This window comes from Ochrobactrum teleogrylli, assembly GCF_037482325.1.
Lineage (GTDB): Bacteria > Pseudomonadota > Alphaproteobacteria > Rhizobiales > Rhizobiaceae > Brucella > Brucella teleogrylli.
In genome coordinates this window covers 3,119,796-3,135,753 of the sequence record NZ_JBBHKQ010000001.1, presented here as the reverse complement: position 1 = coordinate 3,135,753, position 15,958 = coordinate 3,119,796, and the positions used below count along the sequence as shown (strand labels likewise).

Below are 15,958 nucleotides of genomic sequence, written 5' to 3'. Positions count from 1 at the left end.
GGAAGGCCACAGTTTAGTATCTGCGCAGATCGAAACGGAACGGCACAATCAGCCCTATAAGCCCTAGCAAGGTTAGCTTCATTGCTGGCACTGGCAATTTGCCGGGTTTTCCGCCATATAGACGCCAGATAACTCATTCAATGAACCGTGTCGGCTGCTTCAATGCAACCGCAGGCAGAACGGAACTACACAAACCATGGCCACCAGGGCAGCCTTCGCCAAGATGAACGGGCTCGGCAATCAGATCATCGTTGCCGATATGCGCGGTCGCGCAGACCGCATCACGCCCGACGCCGCCATTCATCTTGCCAGTGCGCGTGAAACGGCCTTCGACCAGATCATGGCCATTCATGATCCACGCACGCCGGGCACCGACAATTATATCTCCATTATCAATTGCGACGGCACGGAAGCGCAAGCTTGCGGCAACGGCACGCGCTGCGTGGTGCAGGCGCTGGCCGCCGAGACCGGCAAGCGCGCCTTCACCTTTGAAACCCGCGCCGGAATTCTGACCGCAACGGAACATGATGACGGGCTGATCACCGTCGATATGGGCAAGCCGCATTTCGAATGGCAGCAAATCCCGCTTGCCGAAGCATTCCACGACACGCGCATGATCGAGCTTCAGGTCGGGCCCATCGATGCGCCCGTGCTGCATTCGCCTTCGGTCGCCTCCATGGGCAATCCGCATGCGATCTTCTGGGTGGACCGCGATGTATGGTCCTATGAATTGGAAAAGTTCGGCCCGCTTCTGGAAAACCATCCGATTTTCCCGGAACGCGCCAATATCTCGATTGCCCGCGTCACGTCGCCGGAAACAATGGATCTGCGCACCTGGGAACGTGGCGCGGGGCTGACCCGCGCCTGCGGTTCCGCCGCCTGCGCCGCCGCCGTTTCCGGCGCACGCACGCGCCGCACTGGCCGCAACGTCACGGTCAATGTTCCGGGCGGCCCGCTCAAGATCGAATGGCGCGATGATGATCACGTCATGATGACCGGTCCGGCGGAATGGGAATTTTCCGGCACATTCGACCCGGCAAGCGGCGACTGGAGCCGCGATCTTGAAAGCGGCCCGGCAACCGACAAGACTGGGGATAAGGGTGCTGCCTGATGAGTGTGGAAGTCGTAACATTCGGATGCCGTCTCAACACCTATGAATCCGAGGTGATGAAGCGCGAAGCCGACGCTGCCGGTCTTGGACAGTTGAAGGATGGCGCAATCATCTTCAACACCTGCGCCGTGACATCGGAAGCCGTGCGTCAAGCCCGTCAGGCTATCCGCAAGGCGCGGCGCGAAAATCCGGAAGCCCGCATCATCGTGACCGGCTGCGCGGCGCAGACCGAAGCCGACAATTTCGCCTCCATGGATGAAGTGGACCTCGTGCTTGGCAATGAGGAAAAGCTGAAATCCAACTCTTATCGGATGCTGCCCGATTTCGGCGTGAACCAGTTCGAGAAGGTGCGCGTCAACGACATTATGGAAGTGCGCGAAACCGCAAGCCACATGGTCGATGCCATCGAAGGCCGGGCGCGCGCTTTCGTGCAGGTCCAGAATGGCTGCGACCATCGCTGCACCTTCTGCATCATCCCCTATGGCCGCGGCAATTCCCGCTCGGTGCCGATGGGTGCGGTCGTGGAACAGGTGAAGCGCCTTGTCGGCAATGGTTATGCCGAAGTGGTGCTGACCGGCGTGGACATGACCTCCTACGGGCCCGACTTGCCGGGAAGCCTGCGTCTTGGCAAACTGGTCAAGACTGTTCTCAATCAGGTGCCGGACCTTCAGCGCCTTCGCCTCTCATCGATCGATTCCATCGAGGCAGATGACGATCTGATGGACGCCATTGCCAATGAAAAGCGGCTAATGCCACATCTGCATCTGTCCTTGCAGGCGGGTGACGACATGATCCTGAAGCGGATGAAACGCCGCCATCTGCGCGACGATTCCATCCGCTTCTGTGAAGCGGTGCGTTCGTTACGGCCAGATATCGTGTTCGGTGCCGACATCATCACCGGCTTTCCGACCGAAACCGAGGACATGTTCCAGAACTCGATGAAGATCGTCGAGGAATGCGGGCTGACCCATCTGCACGTCTTCCCCTATAGCGCACGCGAAGGCACGCCTGCCGCGCGCATGCCGCAGGTGCGGCGCGAAATCGTAAAGGAGCGCGCCGCCCGGCTGCGTGCCGAGGGCGACAGGGCTTATGAGAAACATCTTGCCTCGCTCACCGGCACGACCCAGCGTCTGCTGATCGAGAAGGAAGGCATCGCCCGCACGGAAGGCTTTACGCTCGCATCCATTGATAATGGCGCACCGGGTGAAATCATCGAACGTGTGGTGACGGGCCACGACGGTGAGAAACTTCTCACCCGCGCCGCCTGACCATCAGCTGCATAAACTAAGGCATCGGAATCCATGGCTATCGGTTTCATCAAGAGAATGTTCTCCTTCGGCAAGAAGGAGGTCGAGGAAACGCCGGTCGATCAACCTGCGCCCGAGGCCGCAACCGAAGTCAAACCGGCGCCAGAACCTGAAGCGCCGGTAGCCGAACCTGTCGAAGCGCAGCCTGAAAAGCCGCAAGAGCCTGCAGCGGTCGATGAAACTGTCGAAGAACAGCGCGAACCGGAACATCCGGTCGCGGAAATCGAAATTCCAATCGACCAGCCGCCGGTGATGGAACCGGCGGTGATCGAACCGCCGTTTATTGAGCCTGAGGCCGAACCGGAACCCGAAGCCGAGCCAGAACCGGCTCCTGAACCGGAAAAGCCCGAAGAGCCGAAGCCTGTCGAAACACCTGCTCCCGTCGAAGCGGAGCCGGTGGCGGAAATTGCTCCTGCGCCTGAACCAGCGCCAGCGCCCGCCAAGCCGAAGAAGGTCAAGGTTTCGAAGGCCGTCGAGGAACAGGCGGAAGAAGCGCCTGCCGCCCCTATCGCCGAGCCGAAACTGTCGTGGTTCGAGCGTTTGCGGCGCGGCCTGTCGCGTTCGTCCTCGTCGCTCAGCGAATCCATTGGTGGCATTTTCACCAAGCGCAAGCTGGACGAAGACACGCTTCAGGATCTGGAAGACGTGCTGATCCAGGCCGACCTTGGCCTTGAGACCGCGATGCGCGTCACCGATGCGCTGGCCTCCGGACGCTACGGCAAAGATGTTTCGAGCGATGAAGTGCGCTCGATCATGAGCACGGAAATCGAGAAAGTGCTGGGTCCCGTCGCCAGGCCGCTGGAACTCGACCTTTCGCATAAGCCGCATGTCATTCTGGTGGTCGGCGTCAACGGCACCGGCAAGACCACGACCATCGGCAAGCTCGCGGCAAAGCTGACGGCAGGTGGCCTGAAGGTCATGCTGGCGGCCGGTGATACGTTCCGCGCCGCAGCCATCGAACAGCTGCATATCTGGGGCGAGCGCACCGGCGCACCGGTCGTCTCGTCCAAGTTGGGCGCTGATGCGGCGGGCCTCGCCTATGACGCCTGGGAAAAAGCCCGGGACGCGGGCAGCGACGTGCTAATCATCGATACAGCCGGGCGCTTGCAGAACAAGGCCGAACTGATGGACGAACTGGCCAAGATCGTGCGCGTGCTCGGCAAGCACGACCCGGAAGCGCCGCATACGGTGTTGCAGACGCTCGACGCCACGACAGGCCAGAACGCGCTCAATCAGGTGGAAATCTTCAAGAATATCGCCGGTGTGAACGGGCTGGTCATGACCAAGCTTGACGGCACGGCGCGGGGCGGCATTCTTGTCGCCATTTCGGCCAAGCACAAGCTGCCGGTCTATTTCATCGGTGTCGGCGAAGGCGTCGATGACCTCGAACCATTTGCGGCCAATGAATTTGCCCGCGCCATTGCAGGAGTTGCCTGATGGAGCACCCCGTCTTCGAACGCGATCCGTCGCAGAAGAGCGAAGCCGAGCGCAAGGAAGTGCCACCACTGCTCAAACTGGTGCTGGAGCTGGGGCCGCTTCTGGTATTCTTTTTCGCCAATGCGCGCGGCGAAACGCTGATCGAACGTTTTCCCGTGCTCGCTTCCATCGGCGAGCCGATCTTTCTGGCCACCGCCCTGTTCATGGTCGCGACGGTGATCGCGCTCACCATTTCATGGGCCATGACGCGCACCCTGCCCATCATGCCGCTCATTTCCGGCATTGTGGTTCTGGTGTTTGGCGCGCTGACGCTCTGGCTGCACAACGACACCTTCATCAAGATGAAGCCGACTATCGTGAACACGCTGTTCGGCGCGATCCTTCTGGGCGGCCTGTTCTTCGGCAAGTCGCTTCTGGGCTATGTGTTCGATTCGGCCTTCCGGCTCGATGCCGAGGGCTGGAAAAAGCTCACCTTCCGCTGGGGCCTGTTCTTCATCTTTCTGGCGGTAGCCAATGAAGTCGTGTGGCGCAATTTTTCCACCGATGCGTGGGTTTCGTTCAAGGTCTGGGGCATCATGCCCATCACCATCATCTTCACGCTTTTACAAATGCCGCTTATCCAGAAGCATTCATTGACAGAGGACAATAAGCCCGCATCATAGTCATATGAACAGCGGGAATTGAGGGAATCGCGGCATGGTCGAAATCGCACACAAGCTTGAGATCGAACAGTTCATCTGCCGCAGCGACAATTATGGCGTGTTGATCCACGATCCTGTCAGCGCGCTGACGGCGGCCATCGATGCGCCCGACGCCTATGCCATCGAAGCAGCGCTTGAACGGCGCGGCTGGACGCTTGATTTCATTTTCACGACGCATCATCACCTCGACCATGTCGAAGGCAATGCCGCACTGAAAAAGAAGTTTGGCCTCAGCATCATCGGCCCCAAGGATGAAGAGAGCAAAATCCTCGGCATCGACCGCACGGTCCACGACGGCGAAGAATTCACCTTCGGGCTTTTCAAGGTCAGGGTCATATCCACGCCCGGCCATACGGCTGGCGAGATTTCCTATTACATCCCCGACGCCAAAGTGGTCTTCACCGGCGATACACTGTTTGCGCTTGGCTGCGGGCGGCTTTTCGAGGGAACGCCAGCGACAATGTTCCGCTCGCTGCAAAAGCTCGTCGCCCTGCCCGGCGACACAGCCGTCTATTGCGGCCACGAATATACCGAAAGCAATGCGCGCTTTGCGCTGACCATTGACCCGGATAATTCCGCGCTGAAAGAACGGGCGCTGGAGATCGGGCGACTGCGCACTGCCGACAAGATGACCTTGCCGTCGAGCATCAGCCTCGAAATGGCCACCAATCCGTTCCTGCGCTGGCATGACAGCCGCATTCGTGCCCGCCTTGGCATGCAGGATGCGCCCGACGAAGCCGTGTTTGCAGAGATCCGCAAGCGTAAAGACCTGTTTTAGAGCCGTCGCCTATGGCGACTGCACTATATAATTGTTTCACGCATAATCTTGTCCGAAAAGTCTGCAACTTTTCGGGATTATGCTTTTAGGATAAGACGACGATGACCCTTTCCCGCTTCAAAAGCCTGAACCGCGCCGCTCTTATTGGCCTGTCGCTTGTTGTCCTGCCTGCTTCTGCCGGAATGGCTTATGCGGAAGACATCCTGTCGATCGCCACGCCGCCGGAAACGCCAGCCGAAATCAACAATTTCAAGCTGACGGAAGATCTTCTGACGCGCATGGAAAAGGTCCATGCCGAGCTTGAGAGAATGCAGCTTTCCCCAACCGCGGAAGAAGGTCAGGACGCCCGGCCTTCGATGGATTCCATGGTGAAAAGCATCGAATCGCGCCCGCAGGTCGTGGAACTGATGAAGGCGCAGAACATCGCGCCGCGCGATTATCTGCTCGCCTATTTCGCCATGATGAGCGCCCTTGCCGCCGTCGATGCGGAAGAAGAAGACCAGCTCGTCGACGAGGTGAAGGGGATCAATCCCGAACACGTCGCCTTCGGCAAGCAATATGGCGACCGCATCCGCGAACTGATCGGGGAATAGTCTCGTCCCTCCCCCAGCGCCTCATCATTCTCACCCAGCACCTCCGCCCCTCATCCTGAGGAGCTGTCGAAGACGGCGTATCGAAGGATCAGGCGCCGAGCTATTCCCCCCTCGCCCTTCGAGACGGTGCTGCGCACCTCCTCGGGATGAGGGGCCGGTGGGGCCGTCAGGCTTTTTGCCTCAACAGCCGCAGCGCATTCATCGTCACCAGCACGGTCGCGCCGGTATCGGCCAGAATGGCGGGCCACAGCCCGGTAATGCCCAGCACGGTCGTCACGAGGAAGACGGCCTTCAGCCCAAGCGAAATGGCGATATTCTGATGAATATTGCGCATGGTGCGCTTCGACAGATCGACCATCGCCACCACATCGCCGACCCGGCCATGCAGCACGGCGGCGTCCGCGGTTTCAAGCGCCACGTCCGTACCCCCACCCATGGCGATGCCGACATCCGCGGCGGCAAGGGCTGGCGCATCGTTGATACCATCACCGACCTTGGCGACGATCTGCCCCTCACCCCGCAATTCGCCGACAATGCGCTGCTTGTCCTCGGGCAGCAGTTCGGCGCGCACTTCAATACCGAGATCGCGCCCGATAGCTTCTGCCGTGCGGCGGTTATCGCCCGTCAGCATCACCGTGCGGATACCGGCATCTTTCAGTGCCTTGAGCCCGGCAACAGCGTCTGCGCGCGGTTCGTCACGCATAGCGATTGCACCAGCAATCCTGCCACCGGCGACCAGCACCGAAACCGTCTTGCCTTCATCGTTGCAGGCAGCGATCCGGGTAGCCAGTGCCTCGGGGATAGCCGACACATCGTTTGCCGCCTTGCGAGACCCGAGGAACAGTTCGGTGCCGTCCGCAGTACCGGACACGCCCTTGCCACCATGGGCTTTGCCTTTCGCGACCGCAGAAAGCTTCAGCCCGCGCTCTTCCGCCGCCGACACGATGGCCAGCGCCAGCGGATGGCTTGAACCCGCATCAAGCGATGCAGCAAGGCGCAGCACCTCATCCTCCGGCAGAGCACCGGCAAGCACGTCCGTAACCTTCGGCTTGCCCTCGGTCAGCGTGCCCGTCTTGTCGAAACAGGCGGTCGTGATCTTGCCGATGATTTCAAGCACGGCACCGCCCTTCATGAGAAGGCCACGCCGGGCGCCCGACGACAGGGCCGCAGCGATTGCAGCCGGCGTGGAAATGACCAGCGCGCAAGGGCAGCCGATCAGCAGGATTGCAAGGCCCTTATAGATCCACTCGTCCCATGCGCCCCCCGCGACCAGCGGCGGGAGAATGGCCACGAGTGCGGCAACGACCACCACGCCGGGCGTGTACCAGGTCGAGAAGCGATTGATGAAACGCTCGGTCGGAGCCTTGGCCTCCTGCGCTTCCTCCACCAGCCGCACGACGCGCGCGATGGTGTTGTCCTGTGCGGCAGCCGTCACCTTCACACGCAGCAGACCATCGCCATTGATCGTTCCGGCAAAGACAGTGTCGCCTGCGGTCTTGCCGACCGGCGTGCTTTCGCCGGTGACTGGCGCTTCATCGATAGCGCTTTCACCGGACAGGATTTCACCATCTGCTGGCATACGGTCGCCCGGGCGCACGGAAATGACATCGCCCACGCCAAGGCTGTCGGCAGCAACTTCCGTGGTCGCGCCATTGCGTTCCAGAAAGGCCGTCTTCGGCACAAGGGCGGTCAGCGATTGGATGCTGGCCCGGGCCTTGCCCGCCGCAACACCTTCCAGCAATTCGCCGACGAGGAAAAGGAACACGACTGCCGCCGCTTCCTCTGTCGCGCCAATGAACACCGCGCCAATGGCGGCAATCGTCATCAGCATTTCGATGGAGAACGGCGTGCCGTTGATCGCAGCCATATAAGCGCGTCTCGCAATCGGCACGAGACCGATCAGCATCGCCGCTGTAAAGGCCCAGAGCGAGATCGGCGGATAAAGATGACCGATCACATAGGCCACCACCAGGCCGCCGCCGCTGATGAGCATCGTGCGGCCTTTGTCCGTCCGCCACCATGACAGGGGCTTGGACGGTGCGCTGGCCTTGGGCGCCACTGCGGATGGCGGTGTGGCGAGGGCGGTTTTATAACCAAGCCCCGTCACCTTTCCGGCAATCTCGTCACTGTTTGCAGAGCCATCATGATTGACAGTCATGGTTCCGTTGGTCACGGAAACCGACACATCGCTGACGCCTGCAACGCGGCGCACCGCCGTGTCGATCTTCGCGGCGCAGGACGCGCAATCCATGCCCGACACCTGGAAACGGAAGCTGTTGGCCGATGCCGGTATGGCTGCCGGTTCATCCTCATGATCGTGGTCATGCCCCGAATGATCATGGTCGTGATCGTGAGTGTGCCCGGAATGGTCATCGCCGTGGTCATGATCATGGTCGTGACCAGCGCAACTTCCGTGATCAGGGTCGTGCGCATGCGCGTCAGGCTTGGGCGCATCGGCGCGCTTTTCGGCGACCAGCCGTTCTGTGCGATAGCCGAGGCTGCGCACTTTCTTTTCTATATTTTCGGGTTTGCTGCTGCCGTCGTGCAGCACGGTCATCGTGCCCGCAGTGACCGAAACGGAGACATCCTCCACGCCCGGCACGCGGCGGACAGCAGTATCAATCTTGGTCGCGCAGGACGCGCAATCCATGCCGTCCACGCGAAAACGAATCTGGTTTATTGCCTTATTCATGACCTGCCCTTTCAGAGCACTCTTGAATTGTCCTGAACAGGGTCTACATCCTCTAGTGACTAGAGGAGCAAGAGAAAAATGACAAACAATCTTCCCATTGGTGAGGCCTCCAAAGCCAGCGGCGTCAAAGTGCCGACCATCCGCTATTATGAGCAGATTGGTTTGCTGCCGGTGCCGCCGCGCACTGAGGGAAATCGCCGCCTGTATGACAAGAGCGATGTTCAGCGGCTTTTGTTCATCCGCCACGCGCGCGATCTGGGTTTCGAGGTGGATTCCATCCGCACATTGCTCGAATTGCAGGATAATCCCGATCAGTCATGCGCCATGGCCGATGCCATCGCCCGCGCCCGGCTTGTTGAGATCGAACACCGCATCACCAAGCTTCTCTCTCTGAAGACGGAACTGCAACGCATGCTGGAATGCACCGCCCATGGCCGTATCGACCAATGCCGGGTGATCGAAATTCTGGGCAATCACGACGAATGCCTGCACCCCGCGCACTGATTGCGCGGTGTTGTTTTAATTCACCTTCTCGAAGCGCGTGGCGGTAATTTTCAGCGTGCCGATCTGGGTGCCTATCCGCGCGACGACCGGCGCATAAATGCCCGAATCGCCCAGCGAAGCGAAGGACACGCTGATCCGGCTTTTATTGCTCAGATAGTCGATCGACTTCTTGCCCTTCTGATAGCCGGAAATCGGTATGAACTTGGCCGAGCAGATCACCGACTCGCCCGTAAAGCCGTCAGCAGTGAACGATTCGGTGCCGTTGAAGGAAAGCTTGATGTCGGCGCGCGTCTGCCCGTCAAACACGCTCAGCGTGCGATTGCAGACTGAACGCGGATCGGTGGCAGGGATCATCAGGGCGCTCAGCGGATCACTGACATTGAGCAGATCCTGCGGCACTGTCTCCACCCATGGATCGCGCTTCTTCACCGGCGGCTGGTTTTCCGAAGCCACCACATTGCCATTGGCAAAACGTATCGTCGTGCGCTTGTTCTTCCGCCCGTGCTTGTAATTGAGATCGAAACCGCTCGGAACAACCCGCCCGTTGACCGCATTGCCAGTCACGGTCACCGTACCTTTGGTATCATCGAAAACGCGCGCAAGGCCGGACGTTTTGAAATTGCCGTTCAGATCATATCTGGAGCCGCTGACCGTCGTTTCGGTTGCCGCGCGTGCAATGGAAAGGCCGAAAATCGAAATCGCATATTCGGTTCTGTAGAGATCGTTCGCCTGTGCTACTCCCGTGGTCAGCGCGAAACCTGCACATGACAAGAGAACAAGCTCTTTCAGCCGGTTCGCTACGGGTTTCGATAAGAATGGCGGCTCGATCATATTCGGCGTTCCTTTCTGCGTCCCGGCCCGGAAAGAGGACCTATGGTTTTCAACCACATTGAGCTGTCAAAAAGTTGCGAGAGATTCTTCGATACAGTATCTGTGTAAGCCAAGCAAAACCGGCGAAGTTATGATCGCAGCGTTTCGTGAAGACGATGCGAATGCTGTAAAACCGCGCTGTGACGGCATCGCGGCGGAATCTCACTTGACTGCAAGCGCTCCTGTCACTATAGAAACGCGACTTTCCCAATAGGCCGCCTGTCCGAAACCGCGCGCCAGCAGCATTAAATTGCTTTGAATGCTTGAATTCGGACATTCTGGTCGGGGCCTGAGCAATTCCAGCAAAAATGCGAAGCAGTTTGCTCAAGGATTGCGAGGAAACGGAACGAGGGACCTTTTCGCTTTTCGAAGAAAACGAAAAGGGCCGGAAACAAAATTGAAGGTGAGACCAAAATGTCCCGCGCTTGTGAATTGACCGGCAAGTCGGTCCAGTACGGCAACAATGTCAGCCACGCGAACAACAAGACGCGTCGCCGCTTTCTGCCGAACCTCTGCAATGTTACGCTGATCTCTGAAGCACTCGGCCAGAGCTATCGTCTGCGCGTTTCTGCCAACGCCCTGCGTTCGGTTGAACATCGCGGCGGCCTCGACGCTTTCCTCGTCAAGTCTGACGACAAGGAACTGTCGCAGCGCGCTCGTCTTCTGAAGCGCCAGATCGCTAAGAAGCAGGCTGAAGCTGTTGCTGCCTAAGCAATAATCCTGAAAACCCGCATGGTTTGTGGGCTTTTCTAAAAAGGATTATGCTTCGGACAGAAGACGCAGTCTTGAAGATTTGACAAAAAAGGCTGACAGTTTGTCGGCCTTTTTTGCTGGTTCCATCACCCAGGATAAAAAAATGCCTATTGAGAATCCTGCATTATCCCGGCTTTTGCCGGCTGTACTGGCTATGTGCGTGGCGGTTGCCGCGTCGAATATTCTGGTCCAGTATCCTTTCCAGCATTTCGGCCTCGGCGAAGTGCTAACCTATGGCGCCTTTACCTATCCGGTCGCATTTCTGGTCAATGATCTGACGAATCGCCGCTTCGGCCCCGCCGCGGCGCGCAAAGTGGTCTATGCCGGTTTTGTGCTCGGCGTCGTCATGTCGATCTGGCTGGCCACGCCCCGCATCGCCATCGCATCAGGGACCGCCTTTCTGCTGGCCCAGCTGATGGACATTACCGTTTTCGACCGCCTGCGCCGCAAGACCTGGTGGAAAGCACCCTTCGCAGCCGCCATGTTCGGCTCGGTGCTGGACACGATCCTGTTCTTCTCGATCGCTTTTGCGGCGGGTTTTGCATGGATCGACAGGCTGACCGGCATGCCTGATTCGTCACTGACGGAACCAGCCTCGTTCCTCGGCCTGGGCGTCCCGCTCTGGGCGTCGCTCGCCTTCGGTGATTTCTTCGTGAAGGTCATCATGGGAACGCTGATGCTGATTCCCTATGGCGCAATCCTCGCCATATTCGCCCCAACGCTTTATGCAGCCGGTCGCGCGACCGCAGAATAAGGCGAGAAAAAAAGGGGCTTTAAAGCCCCCTTTTTTATCTTCTTCCGCCAGCCCGGCGTTTGCCTTTTCCGGCGGATGCCGCGCCCTGCTCTTCGAACAGGGATGCAAGCTGCTCGGTCATTGCGCCTGCCAGCTCTTCCGCATCGACAATCGTCACCGCGCGACGGTAATAGCGCGTCACGTCGTGGCCGATACCGATGGCGATCAACTCGACCGGCGAGCGCGTTTCGATCTCTTCGATCACCGCGCGCAGATGCCGTTCCAGATAATTGCCCGGATTGACCGACAGGGTGGAATCGTCCACCGGCGCACCATCCGAAATCATCATCAGGATCTTGCGCTGCTCGGGACGGCCCAACAGGCGCTGATGCGCCCATATCAGCGCTTCACCGTCGATATTCTCCTTGAGAAGCCCTTCGCGCATCATCAGGCCCAGATTGCGCCGTGCGCGCCGCCATGGCGCGTCAGCGCTCTTATAGACGATGTGGCGCAGATCGTTGAGGCGACCCGGATTGGCAGGCTTGCCACGCGACAGCCAGGCCTCGCGCGACTGGCCGCCCTTCCAGGCCTTGGTCGTAAAACCAAGAATTTCCACCTTCACGCCGCAACGCTCCAGCGTGCGGGCCAGAATATCGGCGCAGGTAGCCGCAACCGTGATCGGGCGACCGCGCATGGAGCCGGAATTGTCAAGCACCAGCGTCACCACTGTGTCGCGGAAATCCGTATCGCGCTCCATCTTGTAGGACAGCGGCTGGGTCGGATCGACCACGATACGCACGAGGCGCGCCGAGTCGAGATAGCCCTCTTCCAGATCGAAATCCCAGGAGCGGCTCTGCTGCGCCATCAAACGGCGCTGGAGGCGATTGGCGAGACGGCCCACCACACCTTGCAGATTGGCCAGCTGTTTGTCGAGAAACCCGCGCAGACGGTCCAGCTCGGCCTCATCGCACAGATCGGTCGCCTCGACCTCTTCGTCGAATTCGCGCGTGAAAACCTTGTAGTCGATCTGCTCGGCGAAATTGGCGAAAGGCTGATTGGGACGGCGCGTATCGCCCGGCGTTTCCGCGTCGATATCCTCGCTGTCGTCCATATCGTCGGCGGATGCATCGGCGGCATCCATCTCGCCCTGCTCGCCTTCTTCGCTGGAACTATCCGACTCTTCGCTTTCAGCGGAATCGGAACCTTCCTGGCTCTCATCGCCGCCTTCTTCGTTCTCGTCAGAATCCGGCGTCTGTTCTTCGTTCTGTTCCTGATCGTCGCTCGGCTCTTCCTGCGACAGCTCTTCAGCCATGTCCATGGAAGCGAGCATATCGCGCACCGTGCGCGCAAAAGCCTGCTGATCGTCGAGATTTTCACCAAGACGCGCCAGATCGCCGCCAGCCTTCTGCTCGATCCAGTCGCGCCACAGCTCCAGCACGTCGCCCGCTTCCGCAGGTGCGGCCCGTCCGGTCAGCTTTTCGCGCAACAAGAGCGACACCGCTTCTTCAAGCGGGGCGTCTTCCTTGTCCGTAACCGCGGAGAAATTCGCCTTGGCATATTTGTCGGCCAGCATGGTCGCCAGATTATCGGCAACGCCTGCCATGGCACGCGCGCCGATGGCCTCGACACGGGCCTGCTCGACAGCATCATAAATGGCGCGGGCCTGTTTGCCTTCCGGCGCGAGCTGCGCATGAATGCGGGGATTGTGGCGCGCCTGACGCAGCGCCATCGAGTCGCCAAGGCCACGGGTCACGGCAATGTCGTGCGCGGTCGGGCGCTTCGGAAGATCGGGCAGTCGGGCGCGGTTGGCCGTCAGAGCGGGGCGATCATTGCTGAACGCCACTTCCAGCTCGTTCTCGCCGGAAATAGCGCGCATGCAAGCGGTGATCGCGCGCTTGAACGGCTCGGAGTCCACTGGCCCCGGCTTGCGCTCGCGCGAATTGTCGCCCATTCCTGACATCTGGCCTGACATATGCCTATCCTGCTTCCCATCAAATCAAGGCCCTGCCGCCATGGCGGCGACAGGCATCGTCAATTTTGCTCATGCTTGTCTGCCCCGAAACGGTTTCCGCTTCGGGAGACAGCATCAGGCCAGAACGATATTGGCTGCCGATTCCGGCAGTTCCGCACCGAAGGCGCGCTGATAGAACTCAGCCACCGTCGCGCGTTCCAGTTCATCGCACTTGTTGAGGAAGGTCAGGCGGAAGGCAAAGCCGATATCATTGCCGAAGATCGCCGCGTTTTCTGCCCAGGTAATGACGGTACGCGGGCTCATCACGGTTGAAAGATCGCCATTGATGAAAGCCTGACGGGTCATGTCGGCGACGCGAACCATCTTGTTGACGATCTCGCGGCCTTCCGCATTCTGGAAATGCTTGGCCTTGGCCAGAACGATTGCCACTTCATTGTCATGCGGCAGATAATTCAGCGTCGTCACGATGGACCAGCGGTCCATCTGCGCCTGATTGATCTGCTGCGTGCCGTGATAAAGACCAGTCGTATCGCCGAGACCGACCGTGTTGGCGGTCGCGAACAGGCGGAAAGCCGGGTGCGGATGAATAACGCGGCTTTGGTCGAGCAAGGTCAGGCGACCGGAGGTTTCCAGCACGCGCTGGATTACGAACATCACGTCCGGGCGACCGGCATCATATTCGTCGAAAACCAGCGCGACATTGTGCTGGTAGGCCCAGGGGAGGATGCCATCCTTGAATTCGGTGACCTGCACGCCGTCCTTGACGACGATGGCGTCCTTGCCGACGAGATCGATACGGCTGACATGGCTGTCGAGATTGACGCGGACACAAGGCCAGTTCAGGCGCGCCGCAACCTGCTCGATATGGGTCGATTTACCCGTGCCGTGATAGCCGGAGACCATCACGCGGCGGTTATAGGCAAAACCGGCCAGGATCGCGAGCGTCGTCTGACGGTCGAAAAGATAATCCGGATCACGCTCCGGCACATAGGAGTCGCCCGCCGCATAGGCCGGTACTTTCATGTCGGAATCTATACCGAACACATCGCGCACCGAAACCGTCGTATCCGGCAAATTGGCTATATCCCGCTCAACCTTGTTCATCATGCCTCCAGGGCGGCAGGACTGTCCGGCCGCGACATCCAAGTATCATCCGGGGCATGATGACCGGCAAGCCGGTGGTATGCCCCTTCCGTCGTTCGTTGCGGGCATCCATGCTTGAATCCGCGCCTTCCAGCACGGCAGGAGAATGTCCGTCAAAGCATTTTGCAGCCAGATGAAAACATCTGGCATCGCATAAATGCGGCTTGAGCCACAGCTCGGCTTGATCAATCAAAAACCGGCCAGTTCAAGACTGGCCAATCCATCATGCTCTAGCAAAAACCTGCCTGCTTGAGCAATTGATAAGCCTGAATGACATCGCGGAATCTCTCTTCAGAACCGCGGTCACCACCATTCGCATCGGGATGGTGCTGTTTTACCAGCTCTTTATAGCGCGCCTTGATTTTATCGCTAGTCGAATTCGGTTCAAGTCCGAGTGTAGCGAGCGCTTTGATTTCCAGCGTGCGCGGCTTGCGCTTAGCTGTTGCCCCCGGCTCCTGCCCTTTTGCTTCCTTCACGAAATTGAATGGATCGCGAATGCGATTGTGATAGGAAGCCGAGCCGGAACGCATCTTGGCCATGTCGGGGGAAGTGCGCGCCTTGGCCGTCGAATTCGCCGTCGTGGACCAGGTCGGACGATGGCCAGTGACCGCATCCTTCTGGAATTTGGCGATATCTCCATCGGCAAGACCGGAGAAATAGTTGAAATTCTTATTATATTCCCGCACGTGGTCTATGCAGAAGTGGAAATATTCCCCTTCGCGCATGCGTCCGACCGGCGCGCGATGCGTGCCGGGCTTGTCACAACCGTCCCACTGGCAGCAAGGGCCGCTGGACTTGGCCTGCTGCGTCTTTTTCGGGCGGATGCGGATACTGTCGAAAAGTTTGGAGTTCGTGGTCATCGAATCAATTATGCGGATTAAGGGGTTGCTAAACAAGAATTGACATTTCGTCCGGTTGGGCTTTTGGCCATTTCAACTGGGCGAAATTTTGAAGCGGATCTGGTTCCTGTGCGGATTTGCCCCACCTTGGGCCGTCGGGGCTTGAGTCTATATGAAGCACAGCGTGTATATGGGGAGAACGAGCCCAAATGTCCATTCACAATAGCAAACAAGACGTGATGGAAGCGAAGCTGACGGCAGCTTTTGCGCCAGAACGACTTGAAATCATTAACGAAAGCCACCTTCACGCTGGCCATCATCATCACGACAGCGACCACCACTCGGCTTTTGACGGCTCCGGCGAGACGCATTTTCGCGTCCGGATCGTCTCCGATGCCTTCACGGGCCTGAGTCGCGTTCAGCGCCATCGCGCCATCAACGAAGCCCTCAAGGACGAGCTGAACAACGGTGTTCATGCGCTGGCGCTTGAACCTTCTGCCCCCGGCGAACCGACGCGCCGGTAAT

At 59.1% G+C, this 15,958-nt stretch carries 15 protein-coding genes; 10 read left to right on the top strand and 5 right to left on the bottom strand.

The window, feature by feature from the left end; genetic code table 11:
• The first annotated feature begins 196 nt into the window (after positions 1-196).
• From dapF to WIX40_RS14620, 6 genes are all read left to right on the top strand, one after another.
• Positions 197-1,111, top strand: coding sequence for a diaminopimelate epimerase (dapF, locus tag WIX40_RS14645; protein WP_339440413.1), 915 nt, complete (start codon positions 197-199; stop codon positions 1,109-1,111).
• Positions 1,111-2,379, top strand: a complete 1,269-nt coding sequence (gene mtaB / locus WIX40_RS14640; protein WP_339440412.1) for a tRNA (N(6)-L-threonylcarbamoyladenosine(37)-C(2))-methylthiotransferase MtaB — start codon at positions 1,111-1,113, stop codon at positions 2,377-2,379. The genes dapF and mtaB overlap by 1 nt, the downstream gene beginning before the upstream one ends.
• Before the next feature lie 33 nt (positions 2,380-2,412).
• A complete protein-coding gene (ftsY, locus tag WIX40_RS14635; RefSeq protein WP_140026415.1) occupies positions 2,413-3,855 on the top strand; it encodes a signal recognition particle-docking protein FtsY in 1,443 nt (480 codons plus the stop codon).
• On the top strand, positions 3,855-4,517 hold the full coding sequence (locus WIX40_RS14630; protein WP_109369978.1) for a septation protein A: 663 nt from the start codon (positions 3,855-3,857) through the stop codon (positions 4,515-4,517). Before ftsY ends, WIX40_RS14630 begins: the two co-directional genes overlap by 1 nt.
• Positions 4,518-4,551: 34 nt before the next feature.
• Positions 4,552-5,334, top strand: a complete 783-nt coding sequence (gene gloB, locus WIX40_RS14625) for a hydroxyacylglutathione hydrolase (protein ID WP_339440409.1) — start codon at positions 4,552-4,554, stop codon at positions 5,332-5,334.
• A 101-nt stretch (positions 5,335-5,435) separates the two neighbouring features.
• Positions 5,436-5,927: a hypothetical protein gene (locus tag WIX40_RS14620; RefSeq protein WP_140026413.1), complete on the top strand. Its 492-nt coding sequence runs from the start codon at positions 5,436-5,438 to the stop codon at positions 5,925-5,927.
• 166 nt (positions 5,928-6,093) lie between these two features.
• On the opposite strand, the gene WIX40_RS14615 is transcribed toward WIX40_RS14620, so the two are convergent.
• Positions 6,094-8,619: a heavy metal translocating P-type ATPase gene (locus WIX40_RS14615; protein WP_339440407.1), complete on the bottom strand. Its 2,526-nt coding sequence runs from the start codon at positions 8,617-8,619 to the stop codon at positions 6,094-6,096.
• Between the two features lie 78 nt (positions 8,620-8,697).
• Here WIX40_RS14615 and WIX40_RS14610 point away from each other — a divergent pair, with 78 nt between their 5' ends.
• Entirely contained in the window at positions 8,698-9,123 is a 426-nt protein-coding gene (locus WIX40_RS14610) for a MerR family transcriptional regulator (RefSeq protein ID WP_109369982.1), read from the top strand.
• A gap of 15 nt (positions 9,124-9,138) precedes the next feature.
• Here WIX40_RS14610 and WIX40_RS14605 read toward each other — a convergent pair whose 3' ends face one another.
• The gene (locus WIX40_RS14605; protein WP_121536818.1) at positions 9,139-9,954 is read right to left on the bottom strand and encodes a DUF3108 domain-containing protein; all 816 of its coding nucleotides are present in this window, start codon (positions 9,952-9,954) and stop codon (positions 9,139-9,141) included.
• Positions 9,955-10,407: 453 nt separating this feature from the next.
• On the opposite strand from WIX40_RS14605, the gene rpmB reads away from it, so the two are divergent.
• Both rpmB and WIX40_RS14595 read left to right on the top strand, forming a co-directional pair.
• Positions 10,408-10,704 (top strand): 50S ribosomal protein L28, encoded by a 297-nt coding sequence (gene rpmB / locus WIX40_RS14600; RefSeq protein ID WP_078337585.1) that lies wholly within the window; start codon positions 10,408-10,410, stop codon positions 10,702-10,704.
• Positions 10,705-10,849: 145 nt separating this feature from the next.
• Positions 10,850-11,500 carry a queuosine precursor transporter gene (locus tag WIX40_RS14595; RefSeq protein WP_171317082.1) on the top strand — a complete coding sequence of 217 codons (651 nt, stop codon included), beginning with the start codon at positions 10,850-10,852 and terminating at the stop codon, positions 11,498-11,500.
• Between the two features lie 34 nt (positions 11,501-11,534).
• On the opposite strand, the gene cobT is transcribed toward WIX40_RS14595, so the two are convergent.
• From cobT to WIX40_RS14580, 3 genes are all read right to left on the bottom strand, one after another.
• Complete coding sequence (cobT, locus tag WIX40_RS14590; protein WP_339440402.1) at positions 11,535-13,451, bottom strand: cobaltochelatase subunit CobT; 1,917 nt, start codon at positions 13,449-13,451, stop codon at positions 11,535-11,537.
• Between the two features lie 114 nt (positions 13,452-13,565).
• Entirely contained in the window at positions 13,566-14,555 is a 990-nt protein-coding gene (gene cobS / locus WIX40_RS14585; RefSeq protein WP_109369985.1) for a cobaltochelatase subunit CobS, read from the bottom strand.
• A gap of 269 nt (positions 14,556-14,824) precedes the next feature.
• Positions 14,825-15,454: a J domain-containing protein gene (locus WIX40_RS14580; RefSeq protein ID WP_109369986.1), complete on the bottom strand. Its 630-nt coding sequence runs from the start codon at positions 15,452-15,454 to the stop codon at positions 14,825-14,827.
• Positions 15,455-15,642: 188 nt separating this feature from the next.
• Between WIX40_RS14580 and WIX40_RS14575 the strand changes: the two genes are divergently transcribed.
• Complete coding sequence (locus WIX40_RS14575; protein WP_339440398.1) at positions 15,643-15,957, top strand: BolA family protein; 315 nt, start codon at positions 15,643-15,645, stop codon at positions 15,955-15,957.
• The last annotated feature ends 1 nt before the right edge of the window (position 15,958 follow it).

Coding starts and splice junctions, on each gene's coding strand:
- dapF (WP_339440413.1), top strand. CDS start 197: ATGGCCACCAGGGCAGCCTTCGCCAAGATGAACGGGCTCGGCAATCAG.
- mtaB (WP_339440412.1), top strand. CDS start 1,111: ATGAGTGTGGAAGTCGTAACATTCGGATGCCGTCTCAACACCTATGAA.
- ftsY (WP_140026415.1), top strand. CDS start 2,413: ATGGCTATCGGTTTCATCAAGAGAATGTTCTCCTTCGGCAAGAAGGAG.
- WIX40_RS14630 (WP_109369978.1), top strand. CDS start 3,855: ATGGAGCACCCCGTCTTCGAACGCGATCCGTCGCAGAAGAGCGAAGCC.
- gloB (WP_339440409.1), top strand. CDS start 4,552: ATGGTCGAAATCGCACACAAGCTTGAGATCGAACAGTTCATCTGCCGC.
- WIX40_RS14620 (WP_140026413.1), top strand. CDS start 5,436: ATGACCCTTTCCCGCTTCAAAAGCCTGAACCGCGCCGCTCTTATTGGC.
- WIX40_RS14615 (WP_339440407.1), bottom strand. CDS start 8,619: ATGAATAAGGCAATAAACCAGATTCGTTTTCGCGTGGACGGCATGGAT.
- WIX40_RS14610 (WP_109369982.1), top strand. CDS start 8,698: ATGACAAACAATCTTCCCATTGGTGAGGCCTCCAAAGCCAGCGGCGTC.
- WIX40_RS14605 (WP_121536818.1), bottom strand. CDS start 9,954: ATGATCGAGCCGCCATTCTTATCGAAACCCGTAGCGAACCGGCTGAAA.
- rpmB (WP_078337585.1), top strand. CDS start 10,408: ATGTCCCGCGCTTGTGAATTGACCGGCAAGTCGGTCCAGTACGGCAAC.
- WIX40_RS14595 (WP_171317082.1), top strand. CDS start 10,850: ATGCCTATTGAGAATCCTGCATTATCCCGGCTTTTGCCGGCTGTACTG.
- cobT (WP_339440402.1), bottom strand. CDS start 13,451: ATGTCAGGCCAGATGTCAGGAATGGGCGACAATTCGCGCGAGCGCAAG.
- cobS (WP_109369985.1), bottom strand. CDS start 14,555: ATGAACAAGGTTGAGCGGGATATAGCCAATTTGCCGGATACGACGGTT.
- WIX40_RS14580 (WP_109369986.1), bottom strand. CDS start 15,454: ATGACCACGAACTCCAAACTTTTCGACAGTATCCGCATCCGCCCGAAA.
- WIX40_RS14575 (WP_339440398.1), top strand. CDS start 15,643: ATGTCCATTCACAATAGCAAACAAGACGTGATGGAAGCGAAGCTGACG.